General features: G+C 41.5%; 17 protein-coding genes. 9 read left to right on the forward strand and 8 right to left on the reverse strand.

Going from position 1 to position 18,205, the window contains the following annotated elements:
* Window positions 1–2: 2 nt before the first annotated feature.
* The 3 genes from NWP17_RS07690 to NWP17_RS07700 form a co-directional block, all read right to left on the reverse strand.
* Window positions 3–641: a pentapeptide repeat-containing protein gene (locus NWP17_RS07690; RefSeq protein ID WP_280654325.1), complete on the reverse strand. Its 639-nt coding sequence runs from the start codon at window positions 639–641 to the stop codon at window positions 3–5.
* Between the two features lie 16 nt (window positions 642–657).
* The gene (locus NWP17_RS07695) at window positions 658–2,049 is read right to left on the reverse strand and encodes a DICT sensory domain-containing protein (protein WP_280654326.1); all 1,392 of its coding nucleotides are present in this window, start codon (window positions 2,047–2,049) and stop codon (window positions 658–660) included.
* Between the two features lie 93 nt (window positions 2,050–2,142).
* Window positions 2,143–3,735, reverse strand: a complete 1,593-nt coding sequence (locus NWP17_RS07700; RefSeq protein ID WP_280654327.1) for a photosystem II high light acclimation radical SAM protein — start codon at window positions 3,733–3,735, stop codon at window positions 2,143–2,145.
* A gap of 477 nt (window positions 3,736–4,212) precedes the next feature.
* Between NWP17_RS07700 and NWP17_RS07705 the strand changes: the two genes are divergently transcribed.
* From NWP17_RS07705 to NWP17_RS07735, 7 genes are all read left to right on the forward strand, one after another.
* Window positions 4,213–4,590, forward strand: coding sequence for a DUF1830 domain-containing protein (locus tag NWP17_RS07705; RefSeq protein ID WP_280654328.1), 378 nt, complete (start codon window positions 4,213–4,215; stop codon window positions 4,588–4,590).
* Window positions 4,591–4,676: 86 nt separating this feature from the next.
* Window positions 4,677–5,138, forward strand: a complete 462-nt coding sequence (locus NWP17_RS07710; protein ID WP_280654329.1) for a DUF4079 domain-containing protein — start codon at window positions 4,677–4,679, stop codon at window positions 5,136–5,138.
* Window positions 5,139–5,684: 546 nt separating this feature from the next.
* A complete protein-coding gene (locus tag NWP17_RS07715) occupies window positions 5,685–6,437 on the forward strand; it encodes a winged helix-turn-helix domain-containing protein (protein ID WP_280654330.1) in 753 nt (250 codons plus the stop codon).
* Between the two features lie 59 nt (window positions 6,438–6,496).
* Complete coding sequence (locus NWP17_RS07720; protein WP_280654331.1) at window positions 6,497–7,828, forward strand: ATP-binding protein; 1,332 nt, start codon at window positions 6,497–6,499, stop codon at window positions 7,826–7,828.
* 28 nt (window positions 7,829–7,856) lie between these two features.
* The gene (phoU, locus tag NWP17_RS07725; protein ID WP_280654332.1) at window positions 7,857–8,531 is read left to right on the forward strand and encodes a phosphate signaling complex protein PhoU; all 675 of its coding nucleotides are present in this window, start codon (window positions 7,857–7,859) and stop codon (window positions 8,529–8,531) included.
* A gap of 206 nt (window positions 8,532–8,737) precedes the next feature.
* The gene (locus NWP17_RS07730; RefSeq protein ID WP_280654333.1) at window positions 8,738–9,364 is read left to right on the forward strand and encodes a Crp/Fnr family transcriptional regulator; all 627 of its coding nucleotides are present in this window, start codon (window positions 8,738–8,740) and stop codon (window positions 9,362–9,364) included.
* Between the two features lie 123 nt (window positions 9,365–9,487).
* The gene (locus NWP17_RS07735; RefSeq protein ID WP_280654334.1) at window positions 9,488–11,098 is read left to right on the forward strand and encodes an iron uptake porin; all 1,611 of its coding nucleotides are present in this window, start codon (window positions 9,488–9,490) and stop codon (window positions 11,096–11,098) included.
* A 73-nt stretch (window positions 11,099–11,171) separates the two neighbouring features.
* On the opposite strand, the gene NWP17_RS07740 is transcribed toward NWP17_RS07735, so the two are convergent.
* A complete protein-coding gene (locus NWP17_RS07740) occupies window positions 11,172–11,426 on the reverse strand; it encodes a hypothetical protein (RefSeq protein WP_280654335.1) in 255 nt (84 codons plus the stop codon).
* Between the two features lie 91 nt (window positions 11,427–11,517).
* Here NWP17_RS07740 and NWP17_RS07745 point away from each other — a divergent pair, with 91 nt between their 5' ends.
* Window positions 11,518–12,117, forward strand: a complete 600-nt coding sequence (locus tag NWP17_RS07745; protein ID WP_280654336.1) for a DUF3318 domain-containing protein — start codon at window positions 11,518–11,520, stop codon at window positions 12,115–12,117.
* Here NWP17_RS07745 and NWP17_RS07750 read toward each other — a convergent pair whose 3' ends face one another.
* Window positions 12,118–13,833 carry a glycosyltransferase family 39 protein gene (locus tag NWP17_RS07750; protein ID WP_280654337.1) on the reverse strand — a complete coding sequence of 572 codons (1,716 nt, stop codon included), beginning with the start codon at window positions 13,831–13,833 and terminating at the stop codon, window positions 12,118–12,120.
* 85 nt (window positions 13,834–13,918) lie between these two features.
* On the reverse strand, window positions 13,919–14,755 hold the full coding sequence (locus NWP17_RS07755; RefSeq protein ID WP_280654338.1) for a polysaccharide deacetylase family protein: 837 nt from the start codon (window positions 14,753–14,755) through the stop codon (window positions 13,919–13,921).
* Window positions 14,756–14,911: 156 nt separating this feature from the next.
* Between NWP17_RS07755 and NWP17_RS07760 the strand changes: the two genes are divergently transcribed.
* Window positions 14,912–15,679 carry a Uma2 family endonuclease gene (locus tag NWP17_RS07760; protein ID WP_280654339.1) on the forward strand — a complete coding sequence of 256 codons (768 nt, stop codon included), beginning with the start codon at window positions 14,912–14,914 and terminating at the stop codon, window positions 15,677–15,679.
* Window positions 15,680–15,699: 20 nt separating this feature from the next.
* Here the strand turns inward: NWP17_RS07760 and NWP17_RS07765 are convergent, their stop codons facing one another.
* Window positions 15,700–16,941 carry a glycosyltransferase gene (locus tag NWP17_RS07765; protein ID WP_280654340.1) on the reverse strand — a complete coding sequence of 414 codons (1,242 nt, stop codon included), beginning with the start codon at window positions 16,939–16,941 and terminating at the stop codon, window positions 15,700–15,702.
* A gap of 31 nt (window positions 16,942–16,972) precedes the next feature.
* Window positions 16,973–18,172, reverse strand: coding sequence for an RNA-guided endonuclease InsQ/TnpB family protein (locus tag NWP17_RS07770; RefSeq protein WP_280654341.1), 1,200 nt, complete (start codon window positions 18,170–18,172; stop codon window positions 16,973–16,975).
* Between the last annotated feature and the right edge of the window lie 33 nt (window positions 18,173–18,205).

Genomic DNA, 18,205 nt, shown 5'->3' on the forward strand with positions numbered 1-18,205 from the left:
ATTTACTCAACTTTGGCAACCACAGTACCCACTAAACAAGCCCCCGCTAAATTAACACCGTTTAAGTTTGCTGCTTCTAACTCCGCACAAAGTAAATTCGCCCCTGTTAAGTTAGCCCCCGCTAAATTAGCACCCCGTAAGTCAGCTTCTTCTAAATTGGCTTCACTGAAGATAGTTCCTTGTAAATCCGCACAACTCAAATCAGCACCTTTGAGATTTGCCCCTGTGAGGTTTGCACCGCGCAGGTCAGCACCGCGCAAGTCAACACCTTGTAAATTGACGTTCATTAAGTTAGCCCCACTGAGGAAAGCACCGGCTAAACATACATTACTGAGTTTAGCCCCCATTAAGTTAGCGCCGCGCAAATTACTACCGCGCAAGTCAGCATTGGTTAAGTCAGCCTGCATTAAGTTAGCCCCCATCAGGTTAGCCCGCAAATCAGTTTTCTGCAGGTTTGCGCCCATCAAATTGGCTCCCTGAAAATGCCCCCCTTCCAGTTGGGAACCAATAAAGTTAGTACCCACCAAGGTAGCGCCGGCTAGATTGATGCGGCTTAAATCCAGTTGAGAAAGTTCCTCGTCTTCTAAATTGGCTCCGGGAAGTTGTTTCAGTTTTCCTGATTTAATGGCTTCGATATTCATTAGGTAATTCGTAATTTTATGATTGGGTTTGTGCTGTGGAAGTCTGTTTATAGTTATCCCATTGAGAATCTAGCAGCCATACACCCGTACTGAGTTTGGGTGATATGAGAGGTAAATCTAACCCTTGCTGTAAACCCATAACTAATAAAGCTAGTGCATCTACAAGTTTAGGGTCAAAGCGGGTTGACTGTTGTTGTCTGCATTGGTCTAAAGCTTGAGCAAATATTTCTGGGGGTGTTTTTTGGGATGATTTAAGCTGATTAACTCGCCATTGAAAATCCGCAACTAAGGACAAAATTCTCGACTCCAGGGGAATTTCATCCCCTGCTAAACTTGCTGGTTCTCCTGTACCGTTCCACCATTCGGTTTGGTGGGTGATAATTTGAGCAACCGCCCGCAGTCTGGGCATGGTGCGTAATACCTGCGCCCCTGGTATGAGGGGACAAGTTAAAGGACAATGGGGGGCTTGTTCTTGGTAGCGAGTGGATGTACCGGGAGTCAGGACGCTTTCCGCTTTTTGGAGTGGGTCTATACGATGTAAATAACTTGCTAGTCGCAATCGCTTGATTTGCCATGCGGGTAGTTCTAAAATCTGCCCCATTGTCTCAGCCAATGCTACTACTTCAGCCGCAGCCATGGGATTGTTGACATCCGCCATATCTATCAACTGGGCCATCCGCAAAAATGCTTGAACTTCGTTAGACACTAAGTTGTGGTCTAGTGCCTGTTGGCGCATGGCTGTGGGGATGGATAAATTATTTTGCCCTGTTTGCAGATAATCTACAACCCGCGTAACAACCGCGCTTAAATGTTCTGACGTGGCTAAACCAGGATGTATGGCCTTTTGATGGGTGGTGAGTTTTTCCCCTAGTTCTGGATTGTATTTGGCAATGTGGGCGATCGCTAATTGTGCTGTTTCTTGGACTAACTCTGGTTCAAATGTCCATAAGCCGTAGAATTTACGCTCTAAATCTGAAGCAGGGATTCCCCCAACACCATAATCAGCTGCTGATAATTCTTGACAAAGTACCATAGCTGTGTATTCTGGCGATAGGATCATTAAATGCCACTCTTGGGCTACTGAGTCTGTCGGATTTAATGGCACTAAGTCCACGTTAGGCAATTGGCTGGTGGGATGTTCAGCAAAGCCTGTATCCGGTGCTGCCATGATCACCACTTGCCTACTACACTTAGCAATATCTGCGTATCTTTCCGCTTCTTGCAAGTACCATTTACCTTGTTGAAAGGCTGTGATTACTAGGGCTTGACTATTTTGATTTAAAATATAGTCTTCTAGAGCGTGACATAAAGATACCAGAGTATTTTTGTAGTAGACCCCAAATCTAATTGGTCTAGTTGTATCACGGTGCTTCGTTTCTAGCTGTTGTAATATTGAACCTTCTAACATAAACTCTTATACTTGGTAAGTCATTATTTGTTAGGGGCTAGGGTGAGAAGGTGCTGTTTTCAGCTTTTTACTCAGTTCCCCAGTCCCTATATGCTATGATATCCCCGTTAGTTGTTTTTGTTTTTGCTCTACGGGTGCTGACAGTGCTTCTTCTAAGTCGGCACAACCCAATTTCTCTTCCAGAATTTTCATAACTTCCCGTCCGAAGTCATTGGGGTTTTGTCGCCAGGCTTGTAAGCAAACTTCTCCAAAGAACGAACCGAGGGGTTCAGGATTCCACAGAAGTTTTTTAGCTGTCCACGGCATCAAGCTCATGGGGTTATACCCCTGTTTAAGGATACCTGCTTTAAAGGCATATTCTTCCAAATGGGTATGGGGTTGTAAGCCAATAAAGAATATGGCAGGTTCAACTTTATCAGCGCCAAAAATTCTTTCTAGTTCCCGGTGGTAGGCGATGGTTTGGCGGATGGTTTCCGGTCTTTCGTCAATGACGTTAAAGGAGTAGTTGACGGAAACTAAATCATTAAAACCAGCCGCTTTTAAGTCCCGACAGTTTTGGAGGACTGTGCGTAAGTTGTAACCCATCCGCATTTTCCGCACCAGTTCCTGAGAACCACTAGTAATGCCGATTTCAAAATAGTTCATCCCGGTTTTGGCCATTAAATCACACAATTTTGGTGTGAGGTTGTCGGCTCTGATGTATGCTGCCCAGTGAATATCTGTCATACCGGAATCGACGATTTTCTGTAATAGTTCTACAGCATCGTCAATAAATTTACGTGCAGGGATGAACTGAGCATCAGTAAACCAAAAATTGCGAATGCCGCGATCGTATAATTGCCGCATCTCAGCCACTACTTCCTCTGCTGGGTTGATGCGTACTTGTTTACCTTCAACAACGGTGTAGACGCAATAACAACAGTTATGGGGACAACCGCGCTTGGTTTGTACACCTATATAAAAATCCTGTTCTTGCAGGTAGTAGTTAAATTCCGTCCAGATGCTTTCTATATAGTCGTAGTTACAAGCGGTTTTTTCGAGTGGGGTGGGTTGTTCGTGAATCATGCGTTGTCGTGGTTGAGTTTTTCCCACCACATAGCAACGCTCATCCTCAATTTCTTGGCCGCTTAACAGTTTGGTTAGCAGTGTTTCCCCCTCACCCACAGAAATAATTGTACCCACTGGTAAAGTTTTACCCAGTTGTTCATAAAATACGCTAACTGCACCACCACCAACAATAGCACGGGCATCAGCATGATATTTTTCGGCCCGTCGTAAACCGCGTTTGATTAATCCCTGGTTACGCCACAACTCCAGATAGTAGGCGATAAAAATTCGCAACCCCCCCAATGCTCCACGTAGTTTAATCAAGGGATTGTTGGCGTAATAAAATTCAAAGGCGTTTTGTAGCGGGTTACCCCCCCGTCCACCCACTGGGGCGTAGATTTGAATGTCACGCCAAGAAAATACTAGGAGTGTGGGTTGAAATTCATCAATACAAGTGTCTAGAGCAACTGCGTAATCTAAAGGTGGTACTGTTCCTAAATCAAAAATACGCTGTTGAATGCTGGGAAATAGTTTGTGGACATGATCCGAAAGATATACTACCCCAATGGGAAAGATGGGGTTACACGGAAGGCGGACATACAGAATGCGGTTTTCCATCATGGATTGTTTAAGTTCCATTTTGCAGTTCTTCAAAAATATAGAGGAATAAGCAGTTTAAAGCTGTTTCTTTGATTGTGCTGTGTTTCTCACTAATTTAAATTGGCATAGAGGCCGATTGCTGGGTTACGTCCCAATGGTTGAATTTGCTTGGCATCAAACAAGATAAATAGATTTTATGAAAAAGATTGTTATATATCTTTACCATAACATTGACTTTGGCTATTGAGCGATCAACCCTTGTACGACTAAGGATATATGAAACAAAATCACCACCATCCTCTGATCAAGCAGAAATCAAAGCATAATTATTGTAATAATGTAACATTTAATACTATATATATTGAAGGAAATCTAAAATTTATAAGTTGAACATATCTTTAGATAGAAATAACGCAGAAATTTTCAGATGGTAGTCGGAGTTACAGCATATGGGATCAGTCAATGTTAATTTGGCTGGTGTAAATTGAAATTCTGGCGTAAAGCTCCTCCGCAGTTATGGCTCAAATATTAGATCCTCTACCACCAGAGCAATCGGGGAATATTCTTTGTTGCTACGTTAATGCTACGAGCAAAATCCAAATCGCTCGCATCTGCAATATTCCCAACTGGTACTTTGAAAGAGTTGTTTTTCCTGGACAGCGCCTCGTGTTTGAAGCCCCACTACAAGCTCAAGTGGAGATTCATACGGGTATGATGGCCAGTTCAATTTTATCGGATACAATTCCGTGCGATCGCCTTGCTATTCAGCAACAGACCAGCAATGAGTTTCATACAAACTCCATAGGCAACGACGCTATCAGTACAAAACCAATGGCACAATCAATTAATACAAAAATTGAAAATACAACAAAATCCTTAACAATTGCTGGCTAAGGTTTCAGGAATTTAAAAAAACAATTTATATTATTTCAGGGTTGCAAATTTAGCAGCCCTTTTTATTGATTGACTCTATCAAGGTTATGAATTTACCTTCTTTTATTTGGTTGTGGAAAATAGCCGCCTGGTCTATGGGGTTGTCGCTACTGGCGTATTTGCTACTCTTGTTTACGGGTATTTGGATGTTTCAAGACAGAACTTCCCGGTATTTACCCGGTTTCCCTTGGTTATTGGGCGGACGGAAAGACGTGCGATCGCTGCACTATACAATTGGCATCACTATGGTTAGTTTAGTGCTGCTGCTGCTAATGATTGGAATTGTTGGCACTTTAGGACACTTTGGTTCTTTAGGCCACTCATCACACTTGATAGCTGGGTTAATGGTGGTAGTGCTGGTTTTACTGTCTGCTTTCGCTGCTAGACAAATTAACACCGGGCGTTCTTGGGCTAGACCTTTACATATTGGTGTTAATATGATTCTGTTTGCAGGTTTTACCTGGGTATGCGTGACTGGTTGGGTGATAGTACAAAAATATCTACCTTAGTAAATACCAAAAGATAAATACAGGTAAGTATCACGACTGGAAGATTTTAGTATTTTCTGGAATTGCTCATATCTGAGATGTATTCAGACTTGTAGTTAATTTTCCAATCAAGTCTTATGTCTAACCAACAAGCTAATTCTCAGCAAACATCTGATAAAAAAGTCAGTGAAACCACAAAAAATCAGCAAAAAAGACCTTTAAACAACGGTAGACCTGATAAAACAGATCAGTAACTGCTTAAACATTTTCATCAACACTGGGTACAACTTGGTTTCGGGACTACAACCCCATACGTTTACGTAGGGGGTTATTTTTATATTATCAACGAAAAATCCCAACTAACCCAAAATTCACCTGGCTAAGTTGCCAAAAATACTACTGCCACTAACAATATTGTTATTTGTGTTACTCTTTATAAACAAGTCACTGTATTGGAAAAATGAAGCTACTGTGATTAAATATTTAATAGTTGATCACAAAAACCTCATACAATCATTAACCACATCTTAATTAATACAACCACAAACCTAGACATTTGTGTAATCAATGTATACCAGTGAATTACTCAGGGATTCCACCAGAACAGATATCCAACAAAGGACTAGTATTCTGGTAGTAGAAGATGAGGAACTAATCCAAGAGATGCTATCTGTAGCATTGGAAGACGAGGGTTTCGCAGTAACCACTGCATCAGATGGGCGGTCAGCCATAAATTATTTGAACAGTTGCGAACCCAACTCATGGGCAATTGGTTTTGACCTAGTCATTCTTGATTGGATGCTACCTTATATCAATGGAATAGACATTTGCCGCTTACTGCGTTATAAAGGAAACACCGTACCAGTATTAATTCTCAGTGCCAAAAGCAGCGAAGCTGAACGGGTTTTAGGGTTAGAAGTAGGAGCCGATGACTACTTAACTAAGCCCTTTAGTATGAAGGAGCTAGTGGCGCGCTGTCGTGCTTTACTCCGTCGCCAAGGTTTAACTAACTTGCCAAACTTGCCAGTTCTGAAGTACAAGAATCTCACCTTGCTTCCTCAAGAGTGCCGTGTGCTGGTTCGTGGTCGGGAGGTAACTCTTGCACCGAAAGAGTTTCGCTTGCTGGAATTGTTTATGAACTACAGCAGACGGGTTTGGTCTCGTGAGCAATTGTTAGAGCAAATTTGGGGTTCAGATTTTCTGGGTGACACCAAAACTGTGGATGTTCATGTGCGCTGGTTACGGGAAAAAGTAGAGAGAGATCCGAGTAATCCAGAATACATTGTGACTGTGAGAGGTTTTGGCTACAGGTTCGGATAATTTATGGAAATAGTTGTTAGTTTTTAGTAGTCACAAAGCAACTAGCAACTTTCACTCGAATGCTTTTATTGGGTTTTTTTCTGGGTTTAGCGGTGGGTATTGGTTTGTGGATTTGGCAACAGGTTGAATTGAAGCGCTACTTGGTGGGCGTTTTGCAACCTTTAGGCCCTGGTCACTCTAAAGTAGTGCTACCGCTAATACCTCGTTTGCAGCTGGAAATAGCAAGAATAAGGCAACAGCGACAAGACCGTCAACATTCACTAGAAACTTACCAAGACCTGCTGGATTTTGCGCCGGTGGGATATTTGCAGGTAGATGAAGAAAATCAATTGCTGTGGTGTAATCAGGAAGCCCGAGAAATATTGTATCTGCAAAGCTGGCAACCAGGGCAAGTGCGACTGTTGCTGGAGTTGGTCAGGTCCTATGAACTGGATAATTTAATTGAGCAAACTCGTGATTGGCAACAACCACAAACAAATGAGTGGGTATTTCATCCCTCTTGTGATGACGCGGTACAGATACCAACTGTAAAATCCTTGAGTTTGCGAGCATCCAGTTTACCTTTACCTAATGGGCAAGTAGGGGTATTTCTGGAAAACCGCCAACCTTTGCAGAACTTGAGTCAAGAACGCGATCGCTCTTTTTCGGATTTAGCCCATGAACTGAGAACCCCATTGACTTCCATTCGTTTACTTGTGGAAACTTTACAAAACCGCTTAGAGCCGCCCTTAAATCGTTGGTCGAATCAGCTGATGCAGGAAGTTGATCGCCTGATTAATTTGGTACAAAACTGGTTAGAACTAACGGAAATGGAAGCTAACCCAACTATGCAACTGCATTTAGAAGTTTTGGAACTGCGATCGCTGATTGCATCGGCTTGGCAAACCTTAGAACCATTAACGCAAAAGCAACATTTGTTACTTGACTATTCCGGTCCTGAAAATTTATGGATTAAAGCAGATCCAGCCCGCATTTATCAAGTTTTTCTCAATTTGCTGGCTAACAGCATTAAATACAGTCCTCCTGGTACTTCCATCCAAATCCGAGCTAAAATCGTAGCAGCAGAAGGTAATCATAATGGCCATGGGGGAGGCTCGGTTTTAGAAATAAATCTGATTGATTACGGATTAGGTTTTTCTGAAGCAGATTTACCTTATGTTTTTGAGCGATTTTACAGAGGAGATAAAGCCAGGACCCATTCCTCCTTTCCTGAGAATAAAACCTTGGGGACGATTTTGGGTAATGGTTTAGGTTTGTCCATTGTCCGGCAAATTATTCTCGCCCATGGTGGTTCCATCCAAGCTATGAACCATCCTAAAACCGGTGGGGCTTGGGTGCAGTTTCAACTTCCTGAAGTCATGGCAAACTGCCGAAGCCAAGATTATATTTAATAATATCTTCAACTTTAAGATTATAAGTGTGATAGCCGCCTTGTATGATCACAACCCCAACCCGAAAAACACTCAACTAGCACGTGCCATTAGACGCTTAGAACGGGACGTGCTACGCATGGGGGCTTTGGTGGAACAATCCTTTCGCCTTAGCCATCAAGCCCTCTTTGCCCGTGATTTAACCGCAGTTGACGAACTCCCTCGATTAGAGCAGAAAATTGATCGTTTTTATAGACAAATAGAATTAGATTGTACAGCAATCATGACGCTGCAAACACCTACAGCTCAAGATTTGCGCTTTTTAAGTGCTTTTATGCAGTTGGTGCGAGACTTAGAGCGCATTGGCGATTATGCTGAGGATTTAGCTCATATTGCCATTAAAATCTTTCCTTATCCGCCTCATCAGTCTTTACCAGAAGTTGAAAATATGTCCCACCATGCACAAGCAATGTTAGCAACTAGCTTAAAAGCTTTAGCTGATTTGGATGAGGTTGGTGGACGAGGTTTAAAGCAACTGGATGATGCTGTGGACAATGCCTACGACCGTGTTTATCAAACCTTAGCCCAACAACGGGATGTACCCGGAGTAGTGGAGCCGATTTTACTCCTAGGACTAGCAATTCGTTCTTTGGAACGCATGGCGGATCACGCCACTAACATTGGACAAAGGGTAGCATATATCGTCACTGGACAACTTTTATAAACTACCCCAGCCTACTTTTGATGCTGGGGTTTCTACATCTTTTGGTATTTAACCTAAATTTAACCTAATCATAACCTTCTCTTAACCTTGCTCAATTATAGTATTTACAGACAATAAATATCCCAGATTTTGTCTATCAATGCTGTAGTCCAAGAGTTTTGATTGGCATCAGCACCACTGGTTGTACTTCTACCAAAAGTTGCATAATGTCTACCACACATCTAGCACCCAAGTCATTACTAAAAGTATCAAATACATATAGTAGTGCTGCGGATTTAACGCAAAGATTATTTTACCGTAAAGAATTGATTCCCTCTCAGAATGATGTACTCTGGCGCATTGATCGAGGAGTAGTTCGCACTTTAACCTTTAATGATGAAACATTTGTTACTCTTGGTTATTGGGGCGATGGGGATGTGATTGGCTACTCACTATCTAAGGTTGAACCCTACCAAATTGAATGTATGACAGATGTAAAGGTCAGCATGATACCCCGCCACCTCTGGTATACAAACCTTGAGGCATTTTTGTCTCATATTAGACATTCACAAGAGCTTTTAAGCATTGTACATCTCAAACCAATGTCCTTACGTGTGGGTAAATTTTTGCTGTGGTTAAGTGAAAAATTTGGCAGGGATCTACCACAGGGTAAATTGATTGACTATAACATTACTCATCAGGAACTAGCAGAAGTATTAAATATGACCCGTGTCACTGTAACACGGATGCTAACGGAATTTGAACACCAAGGAGCATTGTTTCGGTATAAGCGGCGAATTATTATTCTCTCGGCAAAGAAATTAGTTCTGAATTGTGATAGTGTAAAAAAATAAAGATTCACTTGTGCTGGTGAGCTAAATTTTGCTATATTGCTAACTGGAGACTTAAGTGAATCGGCTGAAAAAACAACAGTTTTTTCCTGACTTCAATGATTCGGTGTGAGTGAAACTAAAAACATGACAAAACTACTTTGGAATACTCTCAAGCTTAGTCCAGCCATTGCTGCTACATTGTTTGCTGCTAACAGTGCTTTAGCTGTTGAGGTTAATCAGCAAACAACCATTGCTCAATTGTCTCAAGATGGTAATAGCATTGGTCAAGTAACCTCTGTGTCTCAGTTTTCCGACGTACAACCTACAGACTGGGCGTTTCAAGCTTTGCAATCCTTGGTTGAGCGTTACGGTTGTGTGGCTGGTTATCCCAACGCCACCTTCCGTGGTAACCGTGCTTTAACTCGTTATGAATTCGCTGCTGGTTTAAACGCTTGCTTAGACAGAGTTAATGAACTGATTGCTACTGCAACCGCCGATGTAATTACAAGACAAGACCTAGCTACATTACAGCGCTTGCAAGAAGAATTTTCTGCCGAATTGGCAACCCTGCGCGGTCGTGTAGATGCTTTAGAAGCTCGTACTGGTGAATTAGAAGCGAATCAGTTTTCTACCACTACCAAGTTAAAGGGTGAAGCCATCTTTGCTCTAACTGGTGCTTTTGGGGATGAAAGAGCAGGTACAAGTGGTGGTAATATCCAAGATAATGTTATTTTCGCTAACCGCGCTCGTTTGAGTTTAGAAAGCAGCTTTACAGGCAAAGACAAGCTGCAAGTGCGTTTGAATGCCGGTAACATAACCCAATTTGATGGTGGTACTAGTGGTCCTCCTCCTCGTCTTAATGTTACAGGAACCGGAATGACCCGTTTAGGGTTTGATGGTGATGAGAATAACAATATTGCCATTGATAAAATTAACTACGCTTTTAACCTCAGTGATGCCATCCGCGTCCAAATCGATGCTGCTGGTGCAGAAGTTTATGAGAATGGAGTCGATTCCTTCAACCCTGACTTCAGGAGCAGTGGATCCGGCGCTCTTTCTCGCTACGGACGTTTTAGCCCCATCTATCGCCAAGGTGCTGGTGGTGCAGGTTTGACTGTACAACTCAATCCCAAAGGCGCTTTGAGTTTGAGTGCAGCTTATTTAGTACCCTCTGGATTCAATAATCCAGCCGATAAGAGTGGACTGTTTGATGGTAACAGTACCATCTTTGGACAGGTGGCCTTCAAGCCCAGCAAGGCTTTAAACCTAGGTTTAACCTACGCCCGCACTTATCAAAGGGGTGGTAGTGTAAACCTTTTTGGGAGTACTGGGTCTGCGACTGCTGGGAGACCTTTTGGTAATGTTGCGACTTCATCGAACAACTATGGTATTCAAGCTACCTTCAAACCTAGCTCTAAATTAACAGTTGGTGGTTGGGCTGGTTACACCACCGCAGAATCTGAAGTTGGTACTCCTGATGCAGATGTTTTTTACTGGGCTGCTAGCTTAGGTATCAAAGACTTTGGTAGAGAAGGAAACGTACTCGGTGTAATCTTCGGACAACCCCCGAAAGTAACTGGCGGTTCTGTAGCCTCGGAACCAAATACCTCTTATCACGTAGAAGGTCTCTACAAGATCCGCCTAACTGATAACATCCTTGTCACTCCTGGTTTATTGGTGATCTTTAACCCTGAACACAGGGACACTAACGAGACCATTTATGTAGGTACTTTACGTACTACTTTCAGTTTCTAAAACTGGTGTTAGCAATAGGTTAAAAAAAGCCCGCCTCAGTGTGGGCTTTTTATTAATGGTCTAAACACAAAACCTAATTTTGCTGAGAAGATAAAGTTTGATCTGCTGGTGGTCGATCGCTACTCCACGCCCACCAAACACAACCACATTGGCAATTATAAAACTCTTGCCATTTGCGATGACCGTCTTCCGTGACTACAGGCGATCGCCGATTCAGCCAAACTTGTACTGCTTCCAAGCTACTGGCGTGACAACGAGGACAGCAAAACTTGTAAGCGTGGACTGCTTCACCTGTCCATGTGGGTGGGATGGGAGCAAATGCATCCATTTAATATGAATTCTGAGTTAGTAGTTAAGGAGTTAAATATTATTATGTCATTAATACAGTAATTTTCAGGTACGAACCACAAATTATTACCATGGAACCAAAGGTTGAAATTCGCCGATTATTGGATATAATGCCCGCTTCTAGCCGCATGAACATAAAAATTGTCAGCAAGCCAGAACAGCCAAAAGTGATTGATGCTGCTTTTCCCTTACCTTGGAATCGGGAGCGACCAATATATATTAATTTTGATTTGTGGTTGCGCTTGACCAAACCGCAACGGGATTTATTACTGTTGCAGAAGTTAAGCTGGTTAACAGGGGTGGAGTGGTTTAAATTTGATATTTATCAAGGTGTCGTTGTGGCGGGACTTTTGGCGGGACTAGTAGAATCAGCCGATACAGATGTAGTTGGTGTGGCCATCGCCGGGGGATTAAGCGCCATGGCTTTAGTGCGGATTTGGCGCAATAACAAATCCTCTTCATCACAGTTAAACGCCGATTTAGCAGCGATACGCATAGCTCAACGCCGGGGTTATTCAGAAACCAAAGCCGCAGAGTATTTATTATCTGCCATTGAGGACATGGCTAATATAGAAAAAAATTCTACTTTAGATTTTGATCAATTAATTCGTTGTCAAAACCTGCGAGCGATCGCGGGTTTATCATCTGTGGGTGTACCAAAAAGTATGTAACTAATCGCAGTGATAAAGTTTATATACATAGCCGTTAATTGCTGGTAACTCTTCGGTTTCTGCATCACATTTTTTCACCTCTTCGGCTATGGGAGCATGAAAATTAACCAACCATAAATCAAAGGGGCGGGGTAAATTTTTTAAAGTACTATCTAAAGCTATAGTGGAAGTATTGGGGTCTTGGTCTTGATGGGCGAGAAGAAACAAAAAAGATGAACCAGGTAAATTTTGCATTTTAAATTCCCTAGCTATTCCCATCATTTCCCCAATGTGAACATGAGTGATTTGAGTAGTAGCAATCAGTACTTGACCAGGGGATGTTTTTTCAATCAGGTCAACAAATAAATCTGGACGGTAGTATTTTTGATAACCGAAGTTGCAAACAACAGTCACAGCACTAAAAAATCCCATTACCCACATCAGGATTACTGCTTGTTTCCCAGTGATTTTCCATTTACCTATACTTACATCATCCCAGCACACAGCGAGACTTGCGCCTAATAAAACTATAACTGCGGGAAAATAAACAAAGTTGTAGCGAGCGCCCCTAGTCAGATCAATGCCGAGAAAGTATGTAAATATAAAGAATATAGCCACTGCTGCCACAACTAAACCAGCCACTGTTTGAGTTATCAAAGGATTTTCTCCCCGCTGTAGTTGCACCTTCCACCCTTTAATGAGTATTGGTAATGCCCAAATGAAAAAAATCAGCATTACCAACCCGGAAGCAATCACAATTCCTACCTGTGGTGCTTCCACTGGTAATAAGTAGAACATTGTCAACCAAGCAGCGAAAGCCTGAAAAATTGGGCTAATCCAAGCAATACCCACCCGTGGCTGCTGAATCCACTCGGTTAATTTACTACCATAGCTGTTTTGTAAAAAAACTGGTAGCCAAACTAAACCAGCCACAAAAGTACCCGCAGCAACTATATATATACGCTGGAAAAAAGAGGAAAACAAAACAGAAAATTTCCCAGTGGTTCGGCTTTCATGCCAAACTATAAAAATGATTACTAATGCTTCTGTTAACAAAGTCAGAGCAAAGAAATAATGAGTAGCAATACCTAAAGCATTAATCACCACCCAGGAAATTACTAAAAAAACAGGTAATTGAGTTTGAGAGTGAATATGACGCGCCGCCACTACCAAACAAGCAAAAGAAGCAATTACCCACAAAATAGCTAAAGTATAATGACGCGCTTCCTGGGCGAGAAATATCCCAAAAGGTGATACGGCCATCATAGCAGCCGCCAAATGACCCACTAATCGAGAGCGAAAAGTTAGCCACCCCCAAGCATAAATAGCCGGAATAGAAACTGCACCAAAAATAGCCGCAAGCGATCGCGCCCCCCATAGAGACACCATACCGGCTGATGTAGGAAATAACTGCATCCACCAATGACCGAGAAAAAAGTAAAAGGGGGGGTGGTTAGTTTCTTGACTCAAGTGCAGCCATACATCTTGGATCTTAGCAGTGGATTGAGGTTGTAGTGGCTGTAATAAAACATCCGGTGTAATGACTTTATCTAACGGTACTTGTAAAAAACTATTTCCCAGACTAAACACCAAAGTAGAAAACTCATCAGTCCAGGGAGGCTTGGCGGTTAAGTTAGTCAAACGCAAGCCAAGACCAATGATCAACCACAGCAGCAGTAATAAAAGATGAAACCAGGAAGCAGAAACAATATAGCGCCAACGATTATGCAAATACATTTATGCAAATACATTTAGTTTGAGGTTTAATTTTTTCAGGCTAGAGGTAGACAGCCCACCACCCAGCATTTTATATTTTTAGTATTTATTTTTTTCCACACATATTTTTAACTTTAACCACAGTTCCTCTTTGTAATAACTCCGATATGGTAACAAATTCATATCCTTGGGGAATATAAGCACTCAAAATTTCTTCCACCACTTTAACAGTATTGTGGCGACTAGCATATACCCCTCCCCTGGCCACACCATCTGAATCATGTAAAAGTATGATGGAACCATTATGGAAATTTTGTGTAAATATATTCATCATTTCTGTAGTAGACTTAGCACGCCAATCTTGTAAATCAACATCCCAAAAAATAATCGGTTTGTGCATCCCCTTCAACACATTAGTTACCAACAGCCCCGCACGACCGAAAGGAGGTCGAAAATAAACATTGTTTGAATAGCCTAATTGATGAATTAAAGTATCTGTTGTTGAGATTTCCCGATAAATACTATCATAAAACTGACCATTGAGATTATCATGGCTCCAGGTATGGTTAGCTATTTCATGACCTTGTTTTTGCAAAGATTGAACAATTTTGGGATAATTGGCGCTGTGCTTGCCTAACACAAAAAATGTTCCCTTAGCTTGATAATCTAAAAGTATTTGGGCAATAGCTCTTGTGTATACTGGGTCTGGTCCATCATCAAATGTCAGAGCTAAAAGCTTCTGGGGTGTGTTGACACAAAAAACTGCATCTCCAAACCAAGCCGGAAGCAGAAACCTTTTTGGCCAAGCAAAAGTTAAAATACAGTAAATAGCTACGACCATCAATAATAGAACTAATAAGTTATTTAATTTGAGTTTGGCTTGACCATGTTTATTGCTACCCAGTAGAAAAAAATCCTGGGTTAAGGCTTTAAGTAAATCCATGAGCGCTGACGGATATTAGGTATATTTATTTGCCAAAATTATTTTGACTTTCAGAGTATATCAGATTACAGGTGAAGTTGTATATTTTCAAAAACAAATTTAACCCCCGACAAGATACCTGAGTATATAATTAGAAATCAACTACAAATCAAATCTATGGCCATCACAGCAGAACAGATAGAAGCATTAATGCCAGATTGCAGAGAGTTACTAAGTGATGAACCGGAAATGGAAAGTTCCTTACACTACACCCAATTACTAATATTAGTCACCTGCTTAGAGTGGTTGTGGCGAGATAGAGACAATTTCTTCATTGGAGCAAATCTGACAATTTATTATAGTCGGCAACAGTTAAAAAACCGAGAGTTCAGAGGACCAGACTTTTTTTTAGTTAAAAACACCGAAAAACGCCCCCGCACTTCTTGGGTAGTGTGGGAAGAAAATGGAACTTACCCCAACTTAATTATTGAATTACTTTCCAACTCCACAGCCAACGTAGATAGGGGGGTAAAAAAACAGCTATATCAAAACCACTTTCGGACTCCTGAGTATTTTTGGTTCTCACCTGATAGTTTAGAACTGTCAGGATTTCATTTAGTGGGAAGTGAGTATGAACCCATCACACCCACAGCAATGGGTTGGTTGTGGAGTCAAGAGTTAGGGTTATATTTAGGAATCTTCCAGGGTCAATTACGTTATTTTGAGCAAGAAGGAACATTAGTACCGACTCCTGAAGAAGCAGCTTTAGCAGAAATTGAACAGGTAAAAGCTGAACGTCAAAGGGCTGAATCTGAACGTCAAAAGGCTGAATCTGAACGTCAAAGGGCTGAATCTGAACGTCAAAGGGCTGATGAAGCAGAAACTAAAGCAGCGCTCTTAGCCCAACGCCTAAGAGAGTTAGGTATTGAACCTGACAGTTTGTAACTCACCGAAGGCGGGATGGATTACTTCACATCAGTTACCCGCCAACTCAGTTTTAAATTTACCCAGAAATTCCAAATAGTAGCAACAGCGATCGCAATTAGGTTAGCAATATAACGGTTAGGAATCAAAAAGTTAAATACTAAGTTCAATACTAAAACATTCAACACCAACCCAGCCAGACAAATTAAATTAAACTTGAAAAGACGTTTAAAACGTTGATGTAACTCCTGCTGCTTTTTACTAATATCAGCAAAAGTCCAAGTATCATTCCAGAAAAAATTATTAAAAATAGCAATTTCACCAGCAATAATTTTACTGCGAGTGAGGGGTAAAGCAAATGTAGTGGGATCGCTGAGTAAATACAGTATAGCCATATCCACCAACACCCCACTTAATCCCACTAAGCCAAAGCGCAGAAATCGACCAAAGGGAAAATTGATTTTTTGCTTGACTCGTCCTAACATTCCCGTAGACAATCGCAAGCTTAGTAAGTGGTGTAAGTATTCTACATATTGCTTCCATGTCACCTTACTTGCACCTTCTTGACGCTCACAAAATACATAACCAACTTCAGCAATTTCGCCTACATTTCCCCGCCCGATGACCTCTAACAAAATTTTGTATCCAACCGGATGAAGTGTCACACCTGCTATACAGGAGCGGCGCACTATAAAATAACCACTCATGGGGTCAGAAACTCTGCCTAGTATTCCTGGTAGTAGAATTAATCCTAATAGTTGAGCGCCACGAGATAAAAAACGCCTGATCACATTCCAACTACTAACCCCCCCTCCTTCGATATGACGGCTCGCCACTACTAAATCTGCTCCCTCTTGAATTGCCGTTAATAATTGTATTAATATCCCCGGTGGATGCTGTAAGTCTCCGTCCATTACTCCTAAAATACTACCCTGGGCTACTTGCCATCCCCGAATTACCGCTGAAGATAACCCCCGTTCTTGTTCCCGTCGCATTACCCGTAACTGTGGGTATATTAACCTTAAGGATTGTGCTACTTCCCAAGTGCGGTCAGGACTATTATCATCAACTACAATTAGTTCGTATTGTCCGGGGAGCAATTGATTGAGTATTTCTGTTAATATTTTGACAATATTTTGTATATTTTCCCGCTCTTGATAGGTAGGAATTACCAGGGAAAAATAGATGGGTTGACTATCAGCCCCTAAGCTGGAAGTAGGTAAGGGAGAAATTTGTAATGGGGTAGTTGTTCCTGGTAACAAGGCATTATTTTTCCTACTCATGCTAGTAAATTAAGATTATACGTTGACATACTCACCGACCTTGAAGGTCGGTGATTCTTGACAATTCATAGTAACTCGCTGCCGAAACAGTCTTACAGTCACTCGCTGTCCATTTTAGGTCGTGCCGATGCCCCATGCCGACCATTTCTATATTCTTAGCAGCATTCTCATCTCTGTCTGCAAGAGTATTGCAATTTAAACACAACACTGAGCGAACAGACAAGTCAATCTTTCCCCAACGATACCCACAGCCAGAGCAAATCTGGCTAGTAGGTTCCCATCTGTCAATTACTCGGAAATCCCTTTTAAGTTTCTCAGATTTAACCTCACAAAAAGTTCTGAATTGCCGCCACCCCTGCAGGCTAATCGCCCTAGATAGTCTCCGGTTTTTGAGCATTCCTGACACATTCAAGTCTTCCAAAACAATTACTTGGTTATCGTTAACTATTTTGGTTGATAGCTTATGTAAAAAATCTTTTCTGGTATCAGAGATACGGTTGTGTAATTTAGCTATCTTTATGCGAGTATTGTTTCTTCTTTTTGAATCTTTTTGTTGACGCGCTAATTTTCGCTGCCACTTACGAATCTTCCGGTCATGTTTTGAGTAGCTAGGGCTTAAAACTTTTTCTCCATTGCTCATTGTGGCAAAAGTCTTTAGTCCCAAATCAATACCTATGCTTTGGTTTTTGGACACAGTAATATTGGGTTCAACTTCTACAACGAAGCTAAGAAAATAACGGTTAGCACAATCCTTAATCACTGTAACTGAGCTAGGTTGAGATGGTAGGTCTCTTGACCAAATGGGTTTGATATTCCCAATTTTGGCTAGATACACTACTCCATCTTTTATCGAAAACCCCTGCTTAGTAAACACTGCTGATTGTGAGTTGGTTTTCTTTTTAAATCTAGGTATCCCCACCTTTTTACCTTTTCTCTTACCTTTAAGGGAATTGAAAAAGTTTTTGTAAGCAGTATCTAAATACCTAAGAGACTGTTGTAATGGCACTGAAGAAACATCAGATAGCCATTTTCTTTCTTCGGTCTTTTTAGCTTGGGTGAGCATCCCTGAGAGTTTGTTGTACCCTGGCAGCTTTTCAGATTGCTTGCAGAAATGTAGCGCATCATTCCAGACAACTCTTACACAACCATACAACCGAGCTAAACTCTGTTGCTGTTGGTCTGTGGGGTAAAATCTGTACTGATATCTAGCTTTCATGCTTTGTGCTAACATTAATCTGTTAAAATAGATTATACATTGTTAATG

The organism is Chrysosporum bergii ANA360D, assembly GCF_029891735.1.
Lineage (GTDB): Bacteria > Cyanobacteriota > Cyanobacteriia > Cyanobacteriales > Nostocaceae > Umezakia > Umezakia bergii.